Genomic DNA, 20,130 nt, shown 5'->3' on the forward strand with positions numbered 1-20,130 from the left:
ATGCCTAAGTTTAGATACAGAGCCTTTGGAGAAGATGGCACCTTTGTGGAGCAAGAAGTTACTTATCCGAGCCATGAGCTTCTCGTATCGGAGCTTCAGCAAAAAGGTTTTACCATAGTTGAGGTAGAGGAGCTTGAAGTTAAGAAGAAGAGGGAGATAAAAATAAGCCTGCCTTTTCTTAAAGGCGTAAAGGATAGAGATATATCCATATTCTGCAGACAGCTCGGTACTATGATAAATGCAGGGGTAAACATAATAGATGCTATAAACATACTTTCCGAACAGCTTCCCAACAGATCCCTCTCTGAAGCCTCAAAAGAAGTAGCCAAGATGGTAAGTGAAGGTATGTCCCTCTCTGCGGCTATGAACAGGTTTCCCAAAGTGTTTCCCGAGCTTGTGGTGAATCTTGCTAAGGTTGGTGAGGAAACGGGAAATCTTGACGTTGCCCTTATAAGAGCAGCAGATTATTACGAAAAGATGGCTATGATAAAGAGTAAGATAAAGAGTGCCTCTTTTTATCCTATTTTTGTAGTAGTAATAGCCACCATCATAGTTACTGGCATACTATACTACCTTGTACCTACCTTTGCCCAGATGTATCAAAGTCTTGGAGGTGAGCTTCCACTTCCTACACAAATGCTCGTTAATGCATCAAACGCTTTAAGAAATAACCTCATGCTTATAATAGGCGTAATATTACTATTTTCCGCAACTTTTAGATTGCTTTATCAGAAAAATTATGCCTTCAGGAGATCCGTTCATGCTTTTTCACTTAAAGCTCCAAAGATGGGAGAGCTTGTCTTAAAGAGTGCCATGGCAAAGTTTGCAAGAACTATGGCAACACTCTTTGCGAGCGGGGTTTCCCTTGAAAGAGCTTTTGACATAGCAGGTCAAGTCACTGGGAACCTTGTGATAAAGGAATCAGTAGACAGAGCAAAGAAGAGAGTCATAGAAGGTAAACCTATGCATTCTTCTTTAGAAGAGACAGGTATATTCCCAAAGCTCGTTATAGCTATGGTGAGGGTCGGTGAAGACACGGGAAGACTTGACGAGATGCTTGATACCATAGCGAGGTTTTACGAGGACGAATTTGATAGAGCCGTTGAGGGAATGATAAAACTTATAGAACCCGCACTTATGGTATTCATAGGCGGTATTGTGGGTCTCATACTCGTAGCGCTATACCTACCCATCTTCAAGATGGGAGAACTCATAAAAGGTTGATTGAAAACAGCAAGATGCTTATATTTATTCATTTATGCTGAGTATAGGAATAGTGGGGCTTCCCAATGTAGGCAAATCCACCCTGTTTAACGCTATCACTGAATCAGCCAAGGCTCAAGCCGGGAATTATCCTTTCTGTACTATAGAACCCAATATGGGTGTTGTGGAGGTTCCCGATAAAAGGCTCTATAGGATAGCTGAGCTTGAGAAATCAAGAAAGGTCACACCTACATTCATTGAGTTTGTTGACATAGCTGGTCTTGTCCGTAACGCCAGCAAAGGTGAAGGGCTTGGAAATCAATTTTTAGCCCACATAAGGGAGGTGGATGCCATCGCTATGGTTTTGAGATGTTTTGAGGATCCTGACGTAGTTCATGTGGAAGGTACAGTTGATCCAGTAAGAGACGCTCAGATAATAGATCTGGAATTAATAGCAAAAGACCTTGAAACGGTGAGCAAAAGGATAGAGAAGATAGAAAAGATGGCAAGACTTGGAGACAAAAAAGCAAAAGAGGAGCTTGAAAAACTCCTTTATCTGCGCAACATTTTGGAAAACATAGAGCCAGTAAGAAAACATAAGGAACTTCCCGTTGAGATAAGTGAATATGCAAGAAAAACGCTATTTTTACTTACCATAAAACCTGTCCTGTACGTGGCGAATGTAGATGAGGAGGGACTTTTGGGAAACAGCTATGTAGATAATGTGATAAAGTATGCAAAGCAAGAGGGTGCGCCTGTTGTTGTTATCTGTGCAAAACTTGAGGCTGAGCTTGTAAGTATTCCACAAGAAGAGAGGAAGGAATTACTATCAGCTTACGGACTTGAGGAACCTGGTCTTAACAAGTTCGTAAGAGAGGGTTACGCGCTTTTGAACCTAATAACCTTTTTTACAGCTGGAGAGAAAGAAACAAGAGCTTGGACAGTAATTAAAGGTACTAAAGCCCCTCAAGCTGCAGGAAAGATACACTCAGATTTTGAAAAGGGCTTTATAGCTGCCGAAGTTATAAACTATGAAGACTATACCAAAATAGGCTCTATTAGCAAAGCCAAAGAACTTGGACTTGTGAGACTTGAGGGTAAAGATTACGAGATAAAGGATGGTGACATAGTGTACTTTAGGTTCAACGTCTGAGGTTCTCTAAACTTTCCATAAAATTATTTATCACTGAATCCCTTGAAAACTTTTTCTTGTAAACCTTGAGGGAGTTTTGAGACATTTCTCTCCAATGGTTTACAGCTTTTTTGAGTTTTTTGGCGAGGTCAGTCAGATTTCCCGCTTTAAATACGTAGCCATTCCTTCCTTCTTCTACAGCCTCTTTAATACCACCTACGTCCGAAACTACAAGGGCGCAACCACAGGCAAGTGCCTCTATAGCAACTCTCGGAAAAGCCTCTGTCTCTTTTGAAGGTATTACACATATATGCGACCTTTTGTAATACTCCTCAACATCAGGAACATAACCAACTACGCTCACATGCTCATGTATTCCCCTCTCGTTTATGTAAGACTTTATACATTCCCTTAACTTACCATCTCCCACGATCCAGGCTTTGAGATCTTTTTCAGTATTGAGCAGAGAATCAAAAGCCATTAAAAAATCCATAACTCCTTTTCCTTCCTCAAGCTTCCCCACAAAGAGAAGCTCCACTGACTTTGGGGACTTCTCTCTGTAAAAAAACCTCTCCTCATCGACTACGTTGTAAATTACCTTAATTTTATCTTCCCTTACACCTTCCTCTATGAGATTTTTCTTCACATGCTCGCTTACCGCTAAGAAAAGGTCTACCTGTGGAAAGATAATCTTTCTGACTATTCGTTGTTTCATTCTCTCCATATGTCTAAAGAGTACCACTCTTGTACCACCCAACTTGCCAGCTATTACCGCATTAGGATACTCTTTGCCATTGTTCGCTACAAGAAAGTCCGGCTTCAATCTCTTTACCAGACTCAGGAGTTTTATTGTACTTACCAGAGCCAGACTGTGGGGAAAGGATAAATGAAATTTTTCAATCTCTAAGGTGTGTTTGTCCACATAGGAATCCTTAGCGCAAACTAAAAGTATGTCTACACTTTCCTTTAAAAGCTCTTTTATCATCTGTACAGTGTGTATTTCAGTCCCTCCAAAGTTGGGATTGGGATTGCCATTCAGCCAAAGAACTCTCATAAGGCTACCTTCAAAAGGAACTTAAGCGAAAAATCGCTTCCAAATACTGTCAACCTTCTTATTTCAAAAGGGTTATGGCTATCCTCCACCGAGCCATGTTTTGTGGTAAATGCCATTATATAACCAGCTTCTTCCACCATATCCCTAACCTCTGGATTATAATCTCCGTAAGGGTAGCAAAAAGCTTTAACTTCAATGCTCAGTTTATCTTCAAGGAGTTTTTTTGAATCCTCTATCTCCACCTTTGCCTTTTGACGAGGTATCTTTGAGAGGTAAGGATGAGTTAAACTGTGTGAGCCTATTTCTATGCCAGCTTTTATAAGCTCTCTCAGATGCTCCCAATCCATTATAGGTTTTTTTACATTCAATTTTATATAGTCCCACTGGTTAAACTTTCCCACAAGGCTTGCGGGTACGAAAACCAATGCAGGGAGATTCAATTCCTTCAAGATGGGAAAGGCATGTTCCCAAAAGTCCAGATAAGCGTCATCAAAAGTCAGCAATATGCCCTTCTTTGGCTTTTCCTTTCTGAGAACCGCATCGCTATTTGAGAAGTTGTAACCAAAAAGTTCAAGCAGTCTTATCTGTCTTTTAAAGCTTGGCGGTTTAACGTAAAGAGTTTTAAGTTTTGCCCTCGGTGGTGGATAGCTTACGTTGTGGTAGGTAAGAACCTTCACGCTAACCTCTCCCTTATCATGTATTCAATAAGTTCTTTTGCTGTTCTGAACCTCTTACTGTGATCACTGCTCAGCATTATGCCGAGTAATCTTTTTATACGCTCTGATAGAGCATCGTCCAGAGTGTAAGATCCTTCTTTGTTTCTTTTGAGCTTTTGCTTTTTGTCTATGCACTCAAAGGGATCTCTTCCCGTGAGCATAAAGTGAAGTACACAGCCCAGAGAAAATATGTCACTGCTTCTGTGTATCTCGCACCTGAATACTTCCGGTGCAATGTACCCTACCGTACCTTTTACATCTATTACGCTCTGGCTACCTCTTATCCTCACAAGTCCGAAGTCACCAAGCTTCCAAACTGTATCACGAAGCACCTTTTTGCCAAAGATGTTTTCCGGCTTTATATCCCCATGTATGTATCCCCTACCGTGTAAAAACTCAAGTCCTCTCGCTACGTGCAGTAAAACTTTCAGAGCTTCATTCTCCTGCAGTGTACCTTTGTTTTTTACGTAATCTTTTAAATCACCTACATCCATGAGTTCGTAAAGTACATAAAGTTCTCCTCTGTCTTTCTTATAAAGATAACTCTGCAGTGATATTATATGAGGATGGTTGAGTAAAAGCAAGGTCTGTACTTCCTTCCATAGATAGGGTAAAACTTCGGCGTTTTTTGCCACTTTCAGAGCCATGATCTTTCCTCTGTACCTTCCCTTCAAAACCTTAACTTTATAAACATCCCCAAAAGTTCCCCCTCCAAGAAAGGAAAGGACTTGATAAGTACCTAAAATTAAATCACCTTCCTCCAGCTTGTCCATATTAAAAGCCTTCGTAAGCCTTTTCGTAAATGTGGTATATATCTTCAGGTGAAGGCTCTACAGGATTTATTTTAAGAGAAGCTCCTGATAGCATAAGTACATCTTCTGTGAACCTTTCAAGACTTTCCCTTTTAACACCTAAGGATTTGAGACTTAAGGTCAAGTTAACTCTTTCTAAAAGATCCATCAGAGCATTCACAGCCTTTGAAGCCTTCTTTTCGTAACCCATGATCTCAGCAAAAAGTGCGTACTTTTCCGAATTTCCTCTACAGTTAAAATCAGTTACCACAGGAGCGAGAATAGCTAAACCTTCACCGTGCGCAACAAAGGGGTAATGTGCCGAAACGGGATGCTCCATAATATGTATAAGAGCCACTCTCTTTTTGTCTATAGCCATACCTGCAAGCATAGCTGAGTAGCTCATCATTTCCCTTGCTTTAATATTTTGAGGATCTTCTACCGCAATAGGTAGCCACTCTCTTATTATTTTAATAGATCTTATTGCAAGATCATCAGCAATAGGATTGTAAGCTCTGTTTGTGAAAGACTCAAGAGCATGTATGAAGGCATCTATTCCTGTGATTGCGGTAAGTTTCGCATCCATACTCTTTGTAAGTGCAGGATCCACTATCGCCACTTTGGGATAATTGAGAGAATGTGATATGACAAGTTTCTCCTTCCTTATAGGATTGGATATTACAGAATATCTGTTTACTTCACTACCTGTTCCAGCGGTTGTGGGGATACATATTACAGGTCTATTCAGAAAAGGTATTAGCCTTGACCCTTCCGGGTAACTTACGTAATCCCACGCATAGCCTTCGTTAGAAGAAACTATGGACACCGCCTTAGCAACGTCTAAAGAGCTTCCTCCCCCCAGACCTATTATAAAGTCCACCTTTTCCCTAACAGCTATATCACTTGCGGTATTTACCTGTTTATCCGTAGGATTTGGCTCCACACCGTCAAACAAGATAACTTCCCTTATACCAGCCTCTTCCAAAGAACCAAGTACCTGATCGAGCGCACCGCTCTCTTTGGCACTTTTCTTTCCAGTAACTATCAACGCCTTAAAACCGAAACGTCTTGCTATCTCCCCTACCCTTTTTACGGAACCTAAGCCAAAGATGATCTCCACCGGCAGGTAAAACTCAAAGCCTTTCATGCCTCCGTTATATCTTCCCTCTGGATCTCCATCTCTTCAGGTATGGTACCTTCAAAAGTGGGCGCAGGATAGGTAGGTATTATACCTTCCTCTTCCACTTTCTCCGCACAGTGAGCGTGATACCTCGTCCACGGTATAGCCAAAAGTCTCTCCTGAGGTATCTCTTCACCACAATACTCGCATATACCGTAAGAACCCGCATCCATCTTTTGAAGAGCGTAATCTATCTCCCTGAGCATGAAAACCTCACGGGCGGACAAAGTGTCAAGAAGCTCCTGCGTGTAAGTCATTTGGCTAAGATCCTCAAGATCACCTGGCTCTTTAACTTCCTCTCCTATTCTGGCTTGGGTATCTTCCTTTTTACGGTACCTTTCAAGGATTTTAGCTTTCTCTTCAAGTAACTTCGCCCTTAAACTCTCCAATATCTCCTTTGTAAGCATCTTTTTGTACCTCCTGCGTTTTAAGGTTTAATAATATAACCTGTGTTAAAATTTTTGCCATGTATGTCTTGATCCAAAAGCATAAAACCTTAGTTACATTCATAATCGCACTGGCATCAGGTGCCTTTTTCCTCTGGCTTTTTTTTACTGGAAGCGTCAGAGATATAACGTCTGTAGGTAAAAAGTGTGTGGCGAAGGTAAACGGTAGCTGCATAACTTTGAGGGATTATAGAAGGGAACTTCTGAGATTCTCTAACATCCAAAATAGGGAACTTGAGGAGGTCATAAAGAAACAGGTAATTGAAAATCTTATAACCCAAGAGCTTTTGTACCAGAAGGCTAAATCTTTAGGTTTTTCTGCATCTGACAAAGAGGTTATAAGCGTTATAAAAAGCGATCCTACTTTTCAGGAAAATGGAAATTTTAGCGCTTCCAAATATAGGGAAATGCTTGCAAGGGTAGGACTTATGCCTGAAGAATATGAAGATTACATAAGAAAAATGTTAACTATACAGAAACTTTTGGCGCTTGTGTCCAACGGAGTTTATCTCTCAGACAAGGAAAAGGAAGTCAACATAGCGGTACAATCCACCTTACTTTCTGGGAGGCTTTATTTGATAACACCATCAGATGTAAAAATATCATACACACCTACTCAGGAGGAGATGCTGAACTTTTACCAAAAGAACAAGGAGCTTTTCAAGAGAGCTGAAAGAAAGCTTATAAGAGTATGGATTGAGAAGGATAAAGGAAGGGTGGAAGGCATATACAGATTGCTAAAAGAGGGCAAACAGCCAGCAGGTTACACTGAATATATACTTCCCGACGACGAAAATAAAATACCCAAAGGTGTAAGCTCGGAAGTTTCAAGATTGAGCGATAAAGAGCGCATTTCCGTAACAAAGGAGGGTGATCAGTACTTTTTAGTTTATCTTTACAAAGTTGAACCTGCCGGTGTGAGAAGCTTTGATGAGGTGAAGGATCAGATAAAATCAGCTTTAATAGAACAGAAGAAGATTTCCCTTCTGAGAGATAAAGCACAGGAGGTTTACAAGGCACTTTCCGAGGGCAGGGATGTGGATTTAAAATACTTAACCTTCAGTGATACACCTGCCAACCAGATAATGAGTGTGGCAAAGGTAAAAGAAGAACAAGTTGCGGGCTTGCTACTATCAAAGGAAAAGGTGTTTGGTCCTTATCAATTAACTCAAGGTTACGGTGTTTTTCTAATAACGGAAAGAAAGAAAAAAGCTGTGGATGAGGGAGAGGTTAAAAAATTGGCACAGGATATTTTAAACATGAAGTCGGACGCTATGGTAAACTACCTCATAGATCATCTTATGAGAAATGCTAAAATAGAGATAAACGAAGAGATTATAAAAGGAGGCGCTTGATGGAAAAAATGTGGAGGACAAGTATAACCCAGCATGTAGGACACGAGACTTACATAAGAGGTTACAGACTTCTCGATCTTGTAGGAAACCTTTCCTTTGCACAAGCTGTTTATTTGATACTCAAAGGTGAACTTCCAAACGAGAGGGAGAGCAAGATGATGGAAGCTATGCTGGTTTCCGTCATAGACCACGGCATAGCTCCACCTTCTGCCATAGCAGCTAGAGCTGTCGCATCCGGAGGTAATTCTCTTAACGTGGGTGTGGCAGCGGGCATATTAGCTTTCGGTTCGGCTCACGGGGGTGCCCTTGAGGATGCCATGAAGTTTCTGCAGGATGGCGTATCAAGTAAGAGGAGTGTTGAGGATATAGTGAGAGAGTACTTGGAAAGTAAAAAACCTATACCGGGCTATGGACACAGATACTATAAGGATTTTGATCCGAGAACAAAGAGGCTCATGGATATAGCTAAGGCTTTGGAGTTTTATGGGATGCATTGCGAGTTTGCTGAAGCTGTAGCTGAAGAGATAGGTAGGCAAAAAGGTAAAAAGCTCGTCTTGAACGTAGATGGAGCTATTGCTGCAGTGGCATCTGAAATGGGATTTGATTGGAGGCTCGGTAAGGGATTTTTTATCATAGGAAGGGTGCCTGGTCTTGTGGCGCACGTTTACGAAGAGCTAACTACCGAAAAACCCTTTTCAAAGAGGCTTGATGAGGAGAGGGATGTGGAATACACTGGACTACCTCCGAGGGAACTGCCACTTGAAATCAAAAAGATATAAATGCAAGAGTTAGTATCAAAGATATACAAAACTTTTGTGAGGTTGGCTTTTAACATAACCATTGTAATACTGATAGTAGGTTTATTTGTAGGTATATACAGGACGGTTTCCGAGATAGGTCTCACGGCTTCTGAATCTACGGTAAGGCTTGGCTATAAAGAACTTGTTACAAATGTACTTTCGCTCATTGTAGTGCTTGAGCTTATAAGGGCGTTCATAGACTTTTTTGAACACGAGAGGGTAAGGGTGGACATACTTTTGGAAGTACTTATAGCTTTCGTAATAAGGGAATTCATGCTTCACCTTTTTGAAGGGAAGATGTCAGGTGTAGATGTATTCTTCTGGTCTTTCGGTGTGATATTTCTCATAGGTGCAAGAAGCATAAGCTTATTTTACAAGGTCCCGAAGGCTTAATAGGCTTCCTCTTCAACGCGAATGATCACAGGCTCTCCTACTATGACGGGAAGTTTCTTTATATCCTCAATAGCTTTTTGCATGCTCTTCTCATAAGCTTTATGAGTAAGTATTACAAGCGGAACTATTGCTTCACCTTCCCTACCCGCCATCTTGCAGACTTTTTCTTTTTGAAGAACACTTGCCACGCTTATGTTGTAATCAGCTAAAACCCTTGATACACTTGCCAAAACTCCCGGTTTGTCAGGTACGTCAAATCTCATGTAGTACCTGCTGTAAAAGTTCCTGTTTATACCTACTGGCTGTGTTTCCCACTGGAATTCTTCGCGATCTTTGCTACAGAAAAGCATCTTTTTGGCTATATCCACAATATCCGAAACTACCGCTGAAGCTGTAGGATGAGATCCCGCACCCTTTCCGTAGAACATGGTTTTCCCTACAAAGTCACCTTCTACCATAATTGCGTTGTAAACGTCAGAAACCTTAGCCAATGCATCTTCTGACCTTATAAAAGTGGGATGAACTCTTACCTCTATTTCCCCATCTGTCCTCTTGGATATGGCTAAAAGTTTCAGAGTATATCCAAGCTCCTTTCCCAGTTCCACATCAAGTATGTCAATATCCCTTATACCTTCCACATAAACCTCTTCAAAGGGAACATACTTTCCAAATGCTATCATAGAAAGTATGCATATCTTATGAGCTGAATCCCATCCATCTATGTCAAGGGAGGGATCTGATTCAGCATAACCTTGTTTTTGGGCAAGTTCCAGTGCATGAAGAAAGTCCATATCATCCTCAAGCATCCTCGTAAGTATATAATTTGTTGTGCCGTTAAGGATACCGTATATAGTGTTTATCCTGTTAGCAACGAGACCCTCTTTCAGAGCTTTAATTATAGGTATACCTCCACCTACCGATGCTTCAAAACCTACATACAGTCCTTTTTCCTTAGCTTTTTTGAATATTTCAAAACCATCCTCAGCAAGTAAGCGTTTATTTGCAGTGACTATGTGCTTTCCATTTTCTAAAGCTTCAAGTATAAGGCTTTTTGCAAAGGTCTTTCCTCCAACTAATTCAACAACTATGTCACTCTCTTTGATGACCTCCCTGTAGTCCAGTGTTCTTAATTCAAAAGGAACATCTATTTCCCGTTTTCTTTCCCAATCTTTATCAGCCACTTTTGTAAGCGAAAGTTCAACGCCTGTTTTCTTCTTTATAATTTGAGCGTTTTCTAAAAGGAGCTTTACGGTCCCTGTTCCTACAACACCGCAACCTACTATGCCTACTCTTACCTTCACATGTTTATTATAACAAATTGCTATCTGAGTATGTCCTTCTGCACTTCTTCTGGGGATGGTATAACTGCGAGCCTTTTTACCTTTGAGGCGTAATACATAATAGGTATGAGAACGAGAGTTAGGGTAGTTGAACCTATGGTTCCGAATATCAAGGATATGGCAAGTCCGTTAAATATAGGATCAAAGAGTATCACAAAAGCACCTACAATAACCGCAACCGCTGTCAATAATATTGGGCGTGTTCTTATGACTCCTGCCTCAACAACAGCCAGATGAGGTGGTACACCGTCCCTTATTCTCTCTTCAGCAAAGTCTACCAAAAGTATGGAATTCCTTACTATTATACCGGCAAGAGCGATAAATCCTATCATGGAAGTTGCTGTGAAGAAGGCACCAAGTAACAAATGCCCCGGTACTATACCTACCAAGGTAAGAGGTATAGGTGCCATTATAACGCCAGGCACTTTAAAGTCCTTAAACCAACCCAATATGAGAACGTACATAACAAAAAGGGCTACTCCAAAGGCAAGCCCTAGATCCCTAAAAACCTCTAAGGTAATTTGCATCTCACCATCCCACTTGATGTAAATACTGTCTTCCACGAGAGGTAAAGACATCCAAAGCTCTTTTATACCTCCGTAAGGGTTGGGAATATTTAGGACTCTGTTTCTCACATCAAGTATACCGTAAAAGGGGGCTTCCTCCCTTCCAGAAACGTCACCTATTACGTAAACTACCCTTCTGAGGTTCTTGTGATATATAGTGGTAGGTAGAGTATCTTCCGAAATAGAAACGAGCTCCGAAAGAGGAATGAGCTTGCCATCTCTTGTGGGTATTTTCAGGTTTTTCAAAAGGTCCATAGTCCTATACTTTTCGTCAAACCTTATCACTATAGGTACGTGTTCGGCGTCGGTGTTTTGCAACACTCCCACTTGGTATCCACCTATCAAAGCTCTCAGTGTATTTACAAGCTCCTCTTTGCTAAGACCAGCCATTTTCAATTTGTCTTCCTTTGCAATGAGCTTTATCATAGGTGCAGGTTCTTCTAAGTATATACCCGCATCCGTTATAGAAGGTGTCTCCTTGAAAACTTTTAAAACCTCCTTTGCGAACTTTTCTTGCTCTTTCAGATCAGGTCCATAAACTTCGGCTACTATGGGAGACAGTACGGGAGGACCTGGTGGAACCTCCACTACTGCCACGTACTTGGCACCGTATTGACGGGCTATTTCATGTACAGTAGGTCTTATCCTTTTGGCGAAATCGTGGGATTGTTCCAATCTTTCGTGTTTATTTATGAGATTTACCTGAATATCCGCTAAATTCGTTCCGTGCCTCAAATAGTAGTGCCTCACAAGACCGTTGAAGTTAAAGGGAGATGCTGTACCTACATATATTTGGTAATCTGTAACTATGCTTTGTTTTGATACATAATCACCTATCGCCTTGGCGACTTCCAAGGTTTTTTCCAAAGGTGTACCCTCGGGCATATCAAGAACTATTTGAAGCTCACTTTTGTTATCATACGGTAGCATCTTCACTATAACTGCTTTTGTGACGAAAAGACTGAGGGACAAAATAAGTAGAAGCAACGTAAAGGTATAAAAGGCATACCTTTTAGGTTTACTGATGATCAAAGGCACCATGATCCTCGAATATACCCTCCAGAAGGCTGTATTTTTTATATCTATTTCATGCATGTTAGCCTCTCGATCGTGTCTTAGGAATTTGTAAGATGCCCATGGTGTTATTATGAAAGCTACCAAGAGTGAGAAGAACATGGCAACAGAGGCGTTTATGGGTATTGGTCTCATATAGGGTCCCATAAGCCCTGTAACGAAAGCCATGGGCATAAGGGCGGAGATAACTGTAAACGTTGCTAATATAGTTGGATTCCCCACCTCGTCGGTAGCTCTCACTATCGCTTCTCGAGGAGTTTTTGCAAGTTTGAGCTCAAACCACCTATGTATGTTTTCCACAACAACTATAGCGTCATCTACGAGAATGCCTATTGCGAAGATGAGAGCAAAAAGGGTGACCCTGTTTAACGTAAATCCGTACATCTCGCTCAAGAAGAGGGCTATAGCCAAGGTTATAGGAACTGCTATGCCAACAACCACCGCTTCTCTTACCCCTAAAGCCACAGCGATGAGCAGTATTACAGAAAAGGTGGCTATAAAGAGGTGCTCAAGAAGTTCGTCAGCTTTTTCTTTGGCGGTTTCTCCGTAATTCCTCGTTACTGTAATATTCACATCTTTTGGTATTATGTTACCTTTTAAGTGATCAACAAGGCGTAGCACTTCTTCTGCAACATTTACCGCATTTGTGCCTTTCCTCTTTGAAACAGCTATGGTTACAGCTGGATAAAGATCTCCCTCCTTAACATTTTTTATGCCTTTTTCATCTGCCTTAGGACCAAAACCCATAAGTACGTAATCTTTTATCTCTGAAGGACCATCTATTACTTGTGCTACATCTTTGAGATAAACCGGCTTACCGTTTACCACTGTTACAAGTATGTTCTCCACATCCTCCTTTGATTTTAGAAATTCGCCAGTCCTTATCTGATAAACTTTGTTAGCTTGTGTTATATTCCCGCTAACTTCTTGTGCGTTTGCACTTTTTATTACCTGAGCCAAGTAAAGAGGTGATATGTTATAGGCTTGTATCTTTGTTGGATCAAGTATTATCCTTATCTCTCTCGGTCTTCCTCCTACAACAAAAACGTCAGCAACATCATTGATCTTTTTTATTTCATTTTCAACGGTTGAGGCTATTCTCCTCAGGCTGTACCAGTCATAAGACTTTCCCCAAAGGGTAAGGGTCAATATGGGAACATCATCAATGGACTTAGACTTTATCAATGGAGGAAGAACAACACCTGGCGGTGCAAGATCCATAGCTGACATCATTTTTGTATTCAGATCCACGAGGGCTTTTACCGGATCTGTTCCTACATAAAACCTTGCGGTAACTACCGCTTTACCTTCAGAAGATGCCGAGTATATGTACTCGATGTCTTTCAACTCCCAAAGTTTTTTCTCAAGCGGTGTGACAACCCTCCTTTCTACTTCCTCTGGTGTAGCACCTGGATAGCTTATGAATATATCTATCATTGGTACCACTATCTGAGGCTCTTCCTCTTTCGGAGTTGTTATCACTGCAAAAATACCCAGAGCCAAAGATACAAGTACGAGCAGGGGGGTAAGCTTGGAATCTATAAAGTAGTTAGCGAGTCTTCCCGCAAGCCCGTACATCTTATCCTCCTATCTTACATCCGTCACAAGCTCTCTCTATACCTTCTGTTACTATTCGTTCATCCGCGCTAAGTCCGGACAGAACTTCAACCATATTTCCTCTCCTTTCTCCGAGCTTCACAAAACGAAGTTCCAATGTATTGTCCGGTTTTACTACCCAAACCCCAGTAAAATCAAACCTCCTGAATATGGCACTCTCAGGCACAAGCAATACATTCAATTTTTCTGGAAGAAGTAGCTTTGCATACATACCACTCTTGAGATCTCCTTCACTTAGCTGTAACTTTATCCTAAAAGTTCTCGTCGTGGGATCAAGCGATGGAGAAACTTCTGAAACTTTACCTTGAACAATCTTATCAATAGCCTCCACGTAAACTGGGTAAATGTCCCCAACTTTTATTTTGCCCACATACTCTTCTGGAAGACTCACTTCCAGCTTATAAGGTGGTTTTTCTATAACTAAGAGAGGGGCTCCAGGGCTTGCAAGATCCCCAACATCCACTTTTTTGTAAGCTACATATCCATCAAAAGGTGCTTTAAGCGTAGTATAACCGAGATTTGACATAACAGCTTGCTTTTGAAACTGAAAAGCACGAATGCCAGCCCTTGCTTGTTCCACTTGAGCCTTCGCGGTTTCATATTGGGCTTTTATCTGATCAAATTCTTGCTGTGTTACCGCATTCTCTTTAAGCAGTGAACTGTACCTTTCGTAGGTTTTTTTCACAGCTTCGTAGTTAGAAAGAGCCGATTTATATGCTTCCTCAGCCTGTTTTATCTGTTCATTTACAGCTTTTGTTTGAGCGAGTATATCCCCAGCGTCTATGGTGAGAAGTACCTGTCCTTTCCTTACCATTTGTCCCTCTTTAACTTTGACACTTGTAACCTTACCTGCGATCCTTGTTGATATTTCCGCTACACTATCTGCAACTATATTGCCTACATATCCTATCTGAACTTCCTCAGCCTTTTTAACTTTACCTATCTTTAATCCGTTCACTATCCTGACCTCTCTTTTGACTTCCTCACTCCTTTCTCTATGACTGAAAACTCCCGCAAGCCACAGAATTACAAGGGAGATTACAGTGAAAAATCCCAGATATTTGAGATATTTCATCATTTTACTACCTCCCTTATTAGACCTCCTGAGTAAAGCAGATCCGAATAAGCCTTCTGACAGTTGTTTAAAGCTTGCACCTTCTCAAGCCTTGCTTTGTCAAGTTCGGTTTGTGCATCCAGAAGGTCCACCATTCTGACAAGCCCTGCTTTGTATCTGAGTTCCATAACTCTAAGTACCTCCTGGCTTTCCTTTATCCTGTCTTCCGCAGACTTGAGTGAATAAAGAGCGTTTTGATAATTGGCATAAGCCTTATCTATCTCAAAGAGTACAGATGCCTTTAGGAGCTTTAGCTTCTCCTCTAAGGATCTCTTTATCTCAAGATAAGACTGCGCTTTTTTGAGCGTAGAAAGACCCGTATCAAAGCTCCAGGAGATGCCAGCACCTACCATATAACCGCTTCCGTCAGCTCCAAGAGGTGCGCTCTTACTATATAAAGAGTAAGAACCGAAAGCGTAAATCTGAGGTAGGTTATCCGAAATGATAGCCCTGTACATACTTTCCATCGCCTTTATTCTCTCCTGAAGAGCTTTAATGTCTTGTCTTTTTTCTAAAGCTATCCGTTTTATTTCTTCCACATCTACCGCTGGACAGCTCTCTATATCGGATACGTCAAAATCACCGAGCTCTGTGTTGGTTATTAACTCAATAGCCTTCTTAGAAACCCCATAGTTGTTTTTTGAGGATGTGAGGGATTCTTCAGCTTTTGACAAATACACCCTTGCCCTGAGTACATCCGAAAGTAAAGCGGTCCCCACCTTTTGCATGCTTTCAGCGAGTTTCACATGCTCTTTTGCATCCATTACAGCCTGCTCACTGACCTTTATTGCATTTTTAGCAAGAACTGCATCCATGTATGCGTTATAAACTTTGAAGATTATCTCGTCCTTTTTCCTCTCGTAATCTTCTTTCACGGCGGAAAGATTATGAGATGCTACCTTTTCCATAGCTTGGAGCTTTCCTCCAAGCCATAGAGGTATTTCTATACTCAGCTTTGTCTCAAAGTTGCTCAAAGGAGATGGATTATTGAGTTTTGTAGGATTAAAGTCCTCAAGTTTTATACGCTCTTGATTAAGTTTCGTCATAAAAGCATATACAGGTATATCGGTTCTGGTAAATATCTCGTCGACCTTTATTTTAGGAAAGTAGCTTCCCTTCGATGCCTTTAGTTCAAGCTCACTCGCTTTTACCTCATTTTTGAGAGCCTTTATTTCAAGGTTGTTCTCCAAAGCGAGATGTATAGCCTCTTGCAAATCAAGCTCTCCCGCATGAACCACACCTGCAAAAGTTACAGCTAACAGGAATGTTCTCATATTCACCTCACAAACGGAATATAATAATATTCTAATTTTCTTAAATTGTCAACTCATCAGTAGTGTTTTAAGGGCTTTACGTAGATATTCCTTTAACTTATCCTTTTCCTCTTCGTCCAAAGCTATACCAAAACTCATTTTGAGCTTTCCTTCACTTTCTTCAAGGACATCTATAAGCCAAGATTCACCTTCTATCTGCTGCATTTCCTCACCGAGTATTATACGGAATCTTACCGCTGTATCTATAAGCTCATCAATCAAGTCGTAACTTACCGCACGTACTGTAAAGCCATATCCTGATATGTCTACTATCTCAAAAGGTCTTAGTAGGTTACCTATCTTTAAAAAGACTACAGGGGACCTTTTTGTAATGAAGAGTCTTAGCTTTTCCGCTTTCAAAATGTCCTCAGGTATAGCGAGTATGATTTCCTTTTCGCTCTTTCCGATTATCCTGCAAGGGATGACAGTGTCATCCCAACCAACTTTTGCACTGCTCCCGAGAATCGCATAACGTTCCAAAATGGGAGTAAGTGACAGGTACAGCTTTTCCCCTTCCAGTTTAAGCTTGTTGGTGTATGTTTTAAAGGTTACCTTTCCCCTTTTTCCCACCTTTTCCAAATACACACTCACTTTCATATTCCAACTCCCTCACAAAATATTCCATTTCCATGCCTCTGGAACCTTTTATAAGTATAACGCTTCCTTCTTTTATAATGTCCCGTATGTAGCTCATGAGCTTCTCTCTTGAGAGGGTATGGTAGCAAGATACGTTATAACGGAGGCATTCCTCGTAAGCGAAGCGCATATTCCTGCCGTAGAAAATGCACATGTCTATGTTTAAATGTGCGCAAAGCCTTCCTACCTCTCTGTGGTACATCTCGGACAGAGTACCAAGCTCAAGCATATCACCTAAAAGGGCGATCTTGTAGCCTTCAAAAAGAGAAAGGGATTCAAGGGCTTTTCTAACAGAGGGAGGGTTAGCGTTGTAAGTATCATCTATGATGAGTAAATTTTCCTTTTTTATGAGATTAAATCTTTGAGGAGAAGGCTCAAAGATTGTGAGATATGAAGCGAATTCATCCCAATCGTATCCCAAAGCTTTTAAAACGCAAAGCGTACAGAGTACATTTTCCATTAGCGCCAAACTTGGAACCGGAAGACTCAAGTTCATACCATTTACTTTAAAGTTAATTCCTTTGCTTGTTAGCTTTACATCTTGAGCCTTTATTTGTCCTTCATCACCAAAAGTTATCGCTTTTTTCAGATCGTAACAGTGAGATACATAATAGGGCAAAATAGCCCAGTCCTCATCCCTCATATCTTCAAAGATCTCACCATTGCCGAGTATCACATCATCTAAGCATCCGAAAGTCTCAAGGTGTTCTTCGCCTATAGCTGTTATGACTCTCACGTGGGGCTTGACTATATCTACAAGCTTTTTTACATCACCCTTTTGGCTTGCACCCATTTCCACAACCCAAAAGTCACAATCGTCATCAAAGTTAGCTATGGAGAGAGGTACACCTATCTGCGAGTTATAATTCTTCGGTGTTTTGCACACTTTGCCCTTTTTAGAAAGCAGGAAGGATATCATCTCCTTTGTAGTTGTCTTACCTGCAGATCCCGCTACTCCTATAACCTTACCTTTGAAGCGTTCCCTCCTATAAGTAGCTATTCTTCTAAGAGCGCTAAGTGTGTCTTCCACTACCAGAAGAAATTTACCATCGGGAACAGGCAATTTTTTTTCTACTATAGCACCTACAGCTCCTTTTAGAAATACCTCGTGGACAAAATCGTGACCATCATGCCTGCTTCCCCTCAAAGCGACAAAAATATTTCCCTCTTTTACCTCCCTACTATCACTACAGAAACCTGAAAAAGTGCTATCCTTTCCGTAGAGTTTACCTTCGCATATACGGGCAAGTTCCAATGCAGTTAGCATAATGTATAATCTTAATGCAATGCTCACTTTGAGAAAAGTAAAGGTTGTGAAAGGACAGTTGAGGGTACCTTCTGACAAGTCCATATCCCACAGGGCGATAATCCTCTCAGCGCTTGCACAAGGAAGGAGTGTCATAAGAAACTGGCTTGTCTCTGACGATACGATGGCAACCTTAAACGCCTTTGCTCAGGTAGGAACACAGATAGAAAGAAGAGGTGACGAGATTAGAGTCAGCGGGAGGAATTATAACTTTATTGAGCCATACAACGTGTTAGATGCCAGAAATTCGGGAACAACCGCCAGACTCCTCTTAGGTGTACTTGCCACTCAGGAGTTTTTCAGCGTTGTGACAGGAGATGAAAGCCTGAGAAACAGACCCATGCTCAGAGTAGTAGAACCCCTCAGGCAGATGGGAGCCTCAATTGACGGTAGAGAAAGAGGGAACAAACTCCCCATAGGAGTAAGAGGAGGAAAGCTAAAAGGTATATCCTTCTTTAACAAGAAGGCTTCTGCACAAGTCAAATCGTCACTGCTTTTGGCAGGTCTAAGGGCTGATGGCATAACCGAGATAACCGAACCTTACCTTTCAAGAGATCACACGGAGAGAATGCTGAGACTCTTTGGAGCGGAAATCACGCAAATGGAAACTAAAGAAGGTCACATAATAAAATTGAAGGGCGAACAAAAACTATACGGTTGTGAAGTTTCATGCCCTGCCGATCCTTCATCAGCAGCCTTCTTCACAGCCTTAGCTGTCCTTACCAAAAGTTCTCACTTAGTTCTGAAAGAGGTTCTCGTGAACCCAACCAGAGATGGTTTTTTTAGAAAGCTCAGACAGATGGGTGCTCGCATAGAGTACACCAACTTGAGAGAGATCTCCGGAGAACCTGTAGCCGATATAGTTATAGAAGGGACAGAAAAGCTCAAAGGTATAGATGTAGTGAAGGAAGATATACCATCCCTCATAGATGAACTACCTCTTCTGGCTTTAGTTATGTCATTAGCGGAAGGTACGTCAACCGTTAAAGGTGCAGAGGAGCTGAGAGTCAAAGAGAGCGATAGGATAAGGGCAACTGTAGAAAACCTAAAAAATATGGGGGCAAACATTGAAGAGTATGAAGATGGTTTTTACATAGAGGGTGTTGAAAGGCTCAGAGGATCTCTCATAAGAACTTTTGGAGATCACCGCATAGCTATGACTTTCTCCGTTGCAGGTCTTGTGGCTGAAGGAGAAACAACTATAGATAACCCCGAATGTGTATCCGTATCGTATCCGGACTTTTACGAAGATCTGAATAAGATCATCCACCGAACCTGAGTATGACAGCCAAGTAAACTATAACGAGGCTCAAAAGTAAATTGACAAATCCTAAAAAGCGAGCCACTATCCTATAAAAACTACTTTCAACAGCCTTTTTACCAAAGTACAGGTCATGTATCAGAGAAATTATTACAACTAAAATAAATAGACCTATCTTGTGCCAAAGAGTTAGTGTGTAAGGATTTGAAAAACTAAAAAGGTTGGCAAAACCGAGTATGTAATGTATGTTAAATAGACCCGTTAAGAAAAGTCCCAATAGTGCAAGGAGTGTCCCAAAAAAGCTGAAGCGTCTACCCACCTCTTGAAAAGCTTGATCCTTCATCGGCAACTTCCTTACAAAAGGTGCAAGCACAAATACCAGAAAGAGCATCCCGCCTACCCACAAAGTAGCAAAAACTATGTGGAGGAAGAGCATTACCTCTTTGAGTATCATCGTTTACAATTTTAACAGGTAGCAACAAAAAAGTCAAAGGTAAAGAGTAGAGAGTATCCCTTTGCATAGACAGATATCCCATTTATAGACATCTATCTATGCATCGGGTTTAGGACTATGTCTGAAAACCCTCTAAAATAAGGATTTTCAGACAGTAAGCCCAGTGCCTTACTCCTGAGGCACTTATACCGCTCACCAGACAGGTTTTTCAAAAACCTATCCACCTGCCTGACAAGGACTTGCGGAATACGGCGTAAATGCATCCCCCATCTGACACGGTCAGACAGGTTTCTGGACGCATTCACATCCGCATTCAGCTTCCTACCACATAACCTACACTCAAACTTCTCTTGCGTTTTTCTGTTTCTTTTATCTACAT

19 protein-coding genes are annotated in these 20,130 nt (G+C 41.2%); 6 read left to right on the top strand and 13 right to left on the bottom strand.

The window, feature by feature from the left end:
- Both ABWK04_07805 and ychF read left to right on the top strand, forming a co-directional pair.
- Entirely contained in the window at positions 1 to 1,224 is a 1,224-nt protein-coding gene (locus ABWK04_07805) for a type II secretion system F family protein (GenBank protein ID MEZ0361776.1), read from the top strand.
- A 34-nt stretch (positions 1,225 to 1,258) separates the two neighbouring features.
- Positions 1,259 to 2,356 (top strand): redox-regulated ATPase YchF, encoded by a 1,098-nt coding sequence (gene ychF, locus ABWK04_07810; GenBank protein MEZ0361777.1) that lies wholly within the window; start codon positions 1,259 to 1,261, stop codon positions 2,354 to 2,356.
- Here ychF and ABWK04_07815 read toward each other — a convergent pair.
- Genes ABWK04_07815 through ABWK04_07835 form a run of 5 tightly spaced genes read right to left on the bottom strand, consistent with a single transcriptional unit; the run spans position 2,346 to position 6,483 of the window.
- Positions 2,346 to 3,389 carry a glycosyltransferase family 4 protein gene (locus ABWK04_07815; protein MEZ0361778.1) on the bottom strand — a complete coding sequence of 348 codons (1,044 nt, stop codon included), beginning with the start codon at positions 3,387 to 3,389 and terminating at the stop codon, positions 2,346 to 2,348. The genes ychF and ABWK04_07815 overlap by 11 nt on opposite strands.
- A complete protein-coding gene (locus ABWK04_07820) occupies positions 3,386 to 4,066 on the bottom strand; it encodes a polysaccharide deacetylase family protein (GenBank protein MEZ0361779.1) in 681 nt (226 codons plus the stop codon). The genes ABWK04_07815 and ABWK04_07820 overlap by 4 nt, the downstream gene beginning before the upstream one ends.
- Positions 4,063 to 4,878 carry a protein kinase gene (locus ABWK04_07825; protein ID MEZ0361780.1) on the bottom strand — a complete coding sequence of 272 codons (816 nt, stop codon included), beginning with the start codon at positions 4,876 to 4,878 and terminating at the stop codon, positions 4,063 to 4,065. The genes ABWK04_07820 and ABWK04_07825 overlap by 4 nt, the downstream gene beginning before the upstream one ends.
- A 1-nt stretch (position 4,879) precedes the next feature.
- Positions 4,880 to 6,043 (bottom strand): iron-containing alcohol dehydrogenase, encoded by a 1,164-nt coding sequence (locus tag ABWK04_07830; GenBank protein ID MEZ0361781.1) that lies wholly within the window; start codon positions 6,041 to 6,043, stop codon positions 4,880 to 4,882.
- Positions 6,040 to 6,483 carry a TraR/DksA family transcriptional regulator gene (locus ABWK04_07835; GenBank protein ID MEZ0361782.1) on the bottom strand — a complete coding sequence of 148 codons (444 nt, stop codon included), beginning with the start codon at positions 6,481 to 6,483 and terminating at the stop codon, positions 6,040 to 6,042. The genes ABWK04_07830 and ABWK04_07835 overlap by 4 nt, the downstream gene beginning before the upstream one ends.
- Before the next feature lie 59 nt (positions 6,484 to 6,542).
- Here ABWK04_07835 and ABWK04_07840 point away from each other — a divergent pair, with 59 nt between their 5' ends.
- Genes ABWK04_07840 through ABWK04_07850 form a run of 3 tightly spaced genes read left to right on the top strand, consistent with a single transcriptional unit; the run spans position 6,543 to position 9,070 of the window.
- Positions 6,543 to 7,877: a SurA N-terminal domain-containing protein gene (locus ABWK04_07840; GenBank protein ID MEZ0361783.1), complete on the top strand. Its 1,335-nt coding sequence runs from the start codon at positions 6,543 to 6,545 to the stop codon at positions 7,875 to 7,877.
- Entirely contained in the window at positions 7,877 to 8,656 is a 780-nt protein-coding gene (locus ABWK04_07845) for a citryl-CoA lyase (GenBank protein MEZ0361784.1), read from the top strand. Before ABWK04_07840 ends, ABWK04_07845 begins: the two co-directional genes overlap by 1 nt.
- On the top strand, positions 8,657 to 9,070 hold the full coding sequence (locus ABWK04_07850) for a phosphate-starvation-inducible PsiE family protein (protein ID MEZ0361785.1): 414 nt from the start codon (positions 8,657 to 8,659) through the stop codon (positions 9,068 to 9,070).
- Here the strand turns inward: ABWK04_07850 and ABWK04_07855 are convergent.
- From ABWK04_07855 to murF, 6 genes are read right to left on the bottom strand one after another with little or no spacing between them, the layout of a single operon-like run.
- Positions 9,067 to 10,371 (bottom strand): homoserine dehydrogenase, encoded by a 1,305-nt coding sequence (locus ABWK04_07855; protein ID MEZ0361786.1) that lies wholly within the window; start codon positions 10,369 to 10,371, stop codon positions 9,067 to 9,069. The two genes, ABWK04_07850 and ABWK04_07855, sit on opposite strands and share 4 nt — an antisense overlap.
- A 20-nt stretch (positions 10,372 to 10,391) precedes the next feature.
- Positions 10,392 to 13,628, bottom strand: coding sequence for an efflux RND transporter permease subunit (locus tag ABWK04_07860; protein MEZ0361787.1), 3,237 nt, complete (start codon positions 13,626 to 13,628; stop codon positions 10,392 to 10,394).
- Between the two features lies 1 nt (position 13,629).
- On the bottom strand, positions 13,630 to 14,745 hold the full coding sequence (locus tag ABWK04_07865; protein ID MEZ0361788.1) for an efflux RND transporter periplasmic adaptor subunit: 1,116 nt from the start codon (positions 14,743 to 14,745) through the stop codon (positions 13,630 to 13,632).
- Positions 14,742 to 16,055 (bottom strand): TolC family protein, encoded by a 1,314-nt coding sequence (locus ABWK04_07870; GenBank protein MEZ0361789.1) that lies wholly within the window; start codon positions 16,053 to 16,055, stop codon positions 14,742 to 14,744. The genes ABWK04_07865 and ABWK04_07870 overlap by 4 nt, the downstream gene beginning before the upstream one ends.
- Positions 16,056 to 16,103: 48 nt before the next feature.
- Positions 16,104 to 16,691: a hypothetical protein gene (locus tag ABWK04_07875; GenBank protein MEZ0361790.1), complete on the bottom strand. Its 588-nt coding sequence runs from the start codon at positions 16,689 to 16,691 to the stop codon at positions 16,104 to 16,106.
- Complete coding sequence (gene murF / locus ABWK04_07880; GenBank protein MEZ0361791.1) at positions 16,636 to 17,997, bottom strand: UDP-N-acetylmuramoyl-tripeptide--D-alanyl-D-alanine ligase; 1,362 nt, start codon at positions 17,995 to 17,997, stop codon at positions 16,636 to 16,638. Before murF ends, ABWK04_07875 begins: the two co-directional genes overlap by 56 nt.
- A 19-nt stretch (positions 17,998 to 18,016) precedes the next feature.
- On the opposite strand from murF, the gene aroA reads away from it, so the two are divergent.
- Positions 18,017 to 19,315 carry a 3-phosphoshikimate 1-carboxyvinyltransferase gene (aroA, locus tag ABWK04_07885; GenBank protein ID MEZ0361792.1) on the top strand — a complete coding sequence of 433 codons (1,299 nt, stop codon included), beginning with the start codon at positions 18,017 to 18,019 and terminating at the stop codon, positions 19,313 to 19,315.
- Here the strand turns inward: aroA and ABWK04_07890 are convergent.
- Both ABWK04_07890 and ABWK04_07895 read right to left on the bottom strand, forming a co-directional pair.
- On the bottom strand, positions 19,299 to 19,751 hold the full coding sequence (locus ABWK04_07890) for a hypothetical protein (protein MEZ0361793.1): 453 nt from the start codon (positions 19,749 to 19,751) through the stop codon (positions 19,299 to 19,301). The two genes, aroA and ABWK04_07890, sit on opposite strands and share 17 nt — an antisense overlap.
- 92 nt (positions 19,752 to 19,843) lie before the next feature.
- The coding region (locus ABWK04_07895) for a zinc ribbon domain-containing protein (protein MEZ0361794.1) at positions 19,844 to 20,130 on the bottom strand (287 nt) is incomplete at its 5' end.

It is taken from the genome of Hydrogenobacter sp. (assembly GCA_041287335.1).
Classification (GTDB): domain Bacteria; phylum Aquificota; class Aquificia; order Aquificales; family Aquificaceae; genus Hydrogenobacter.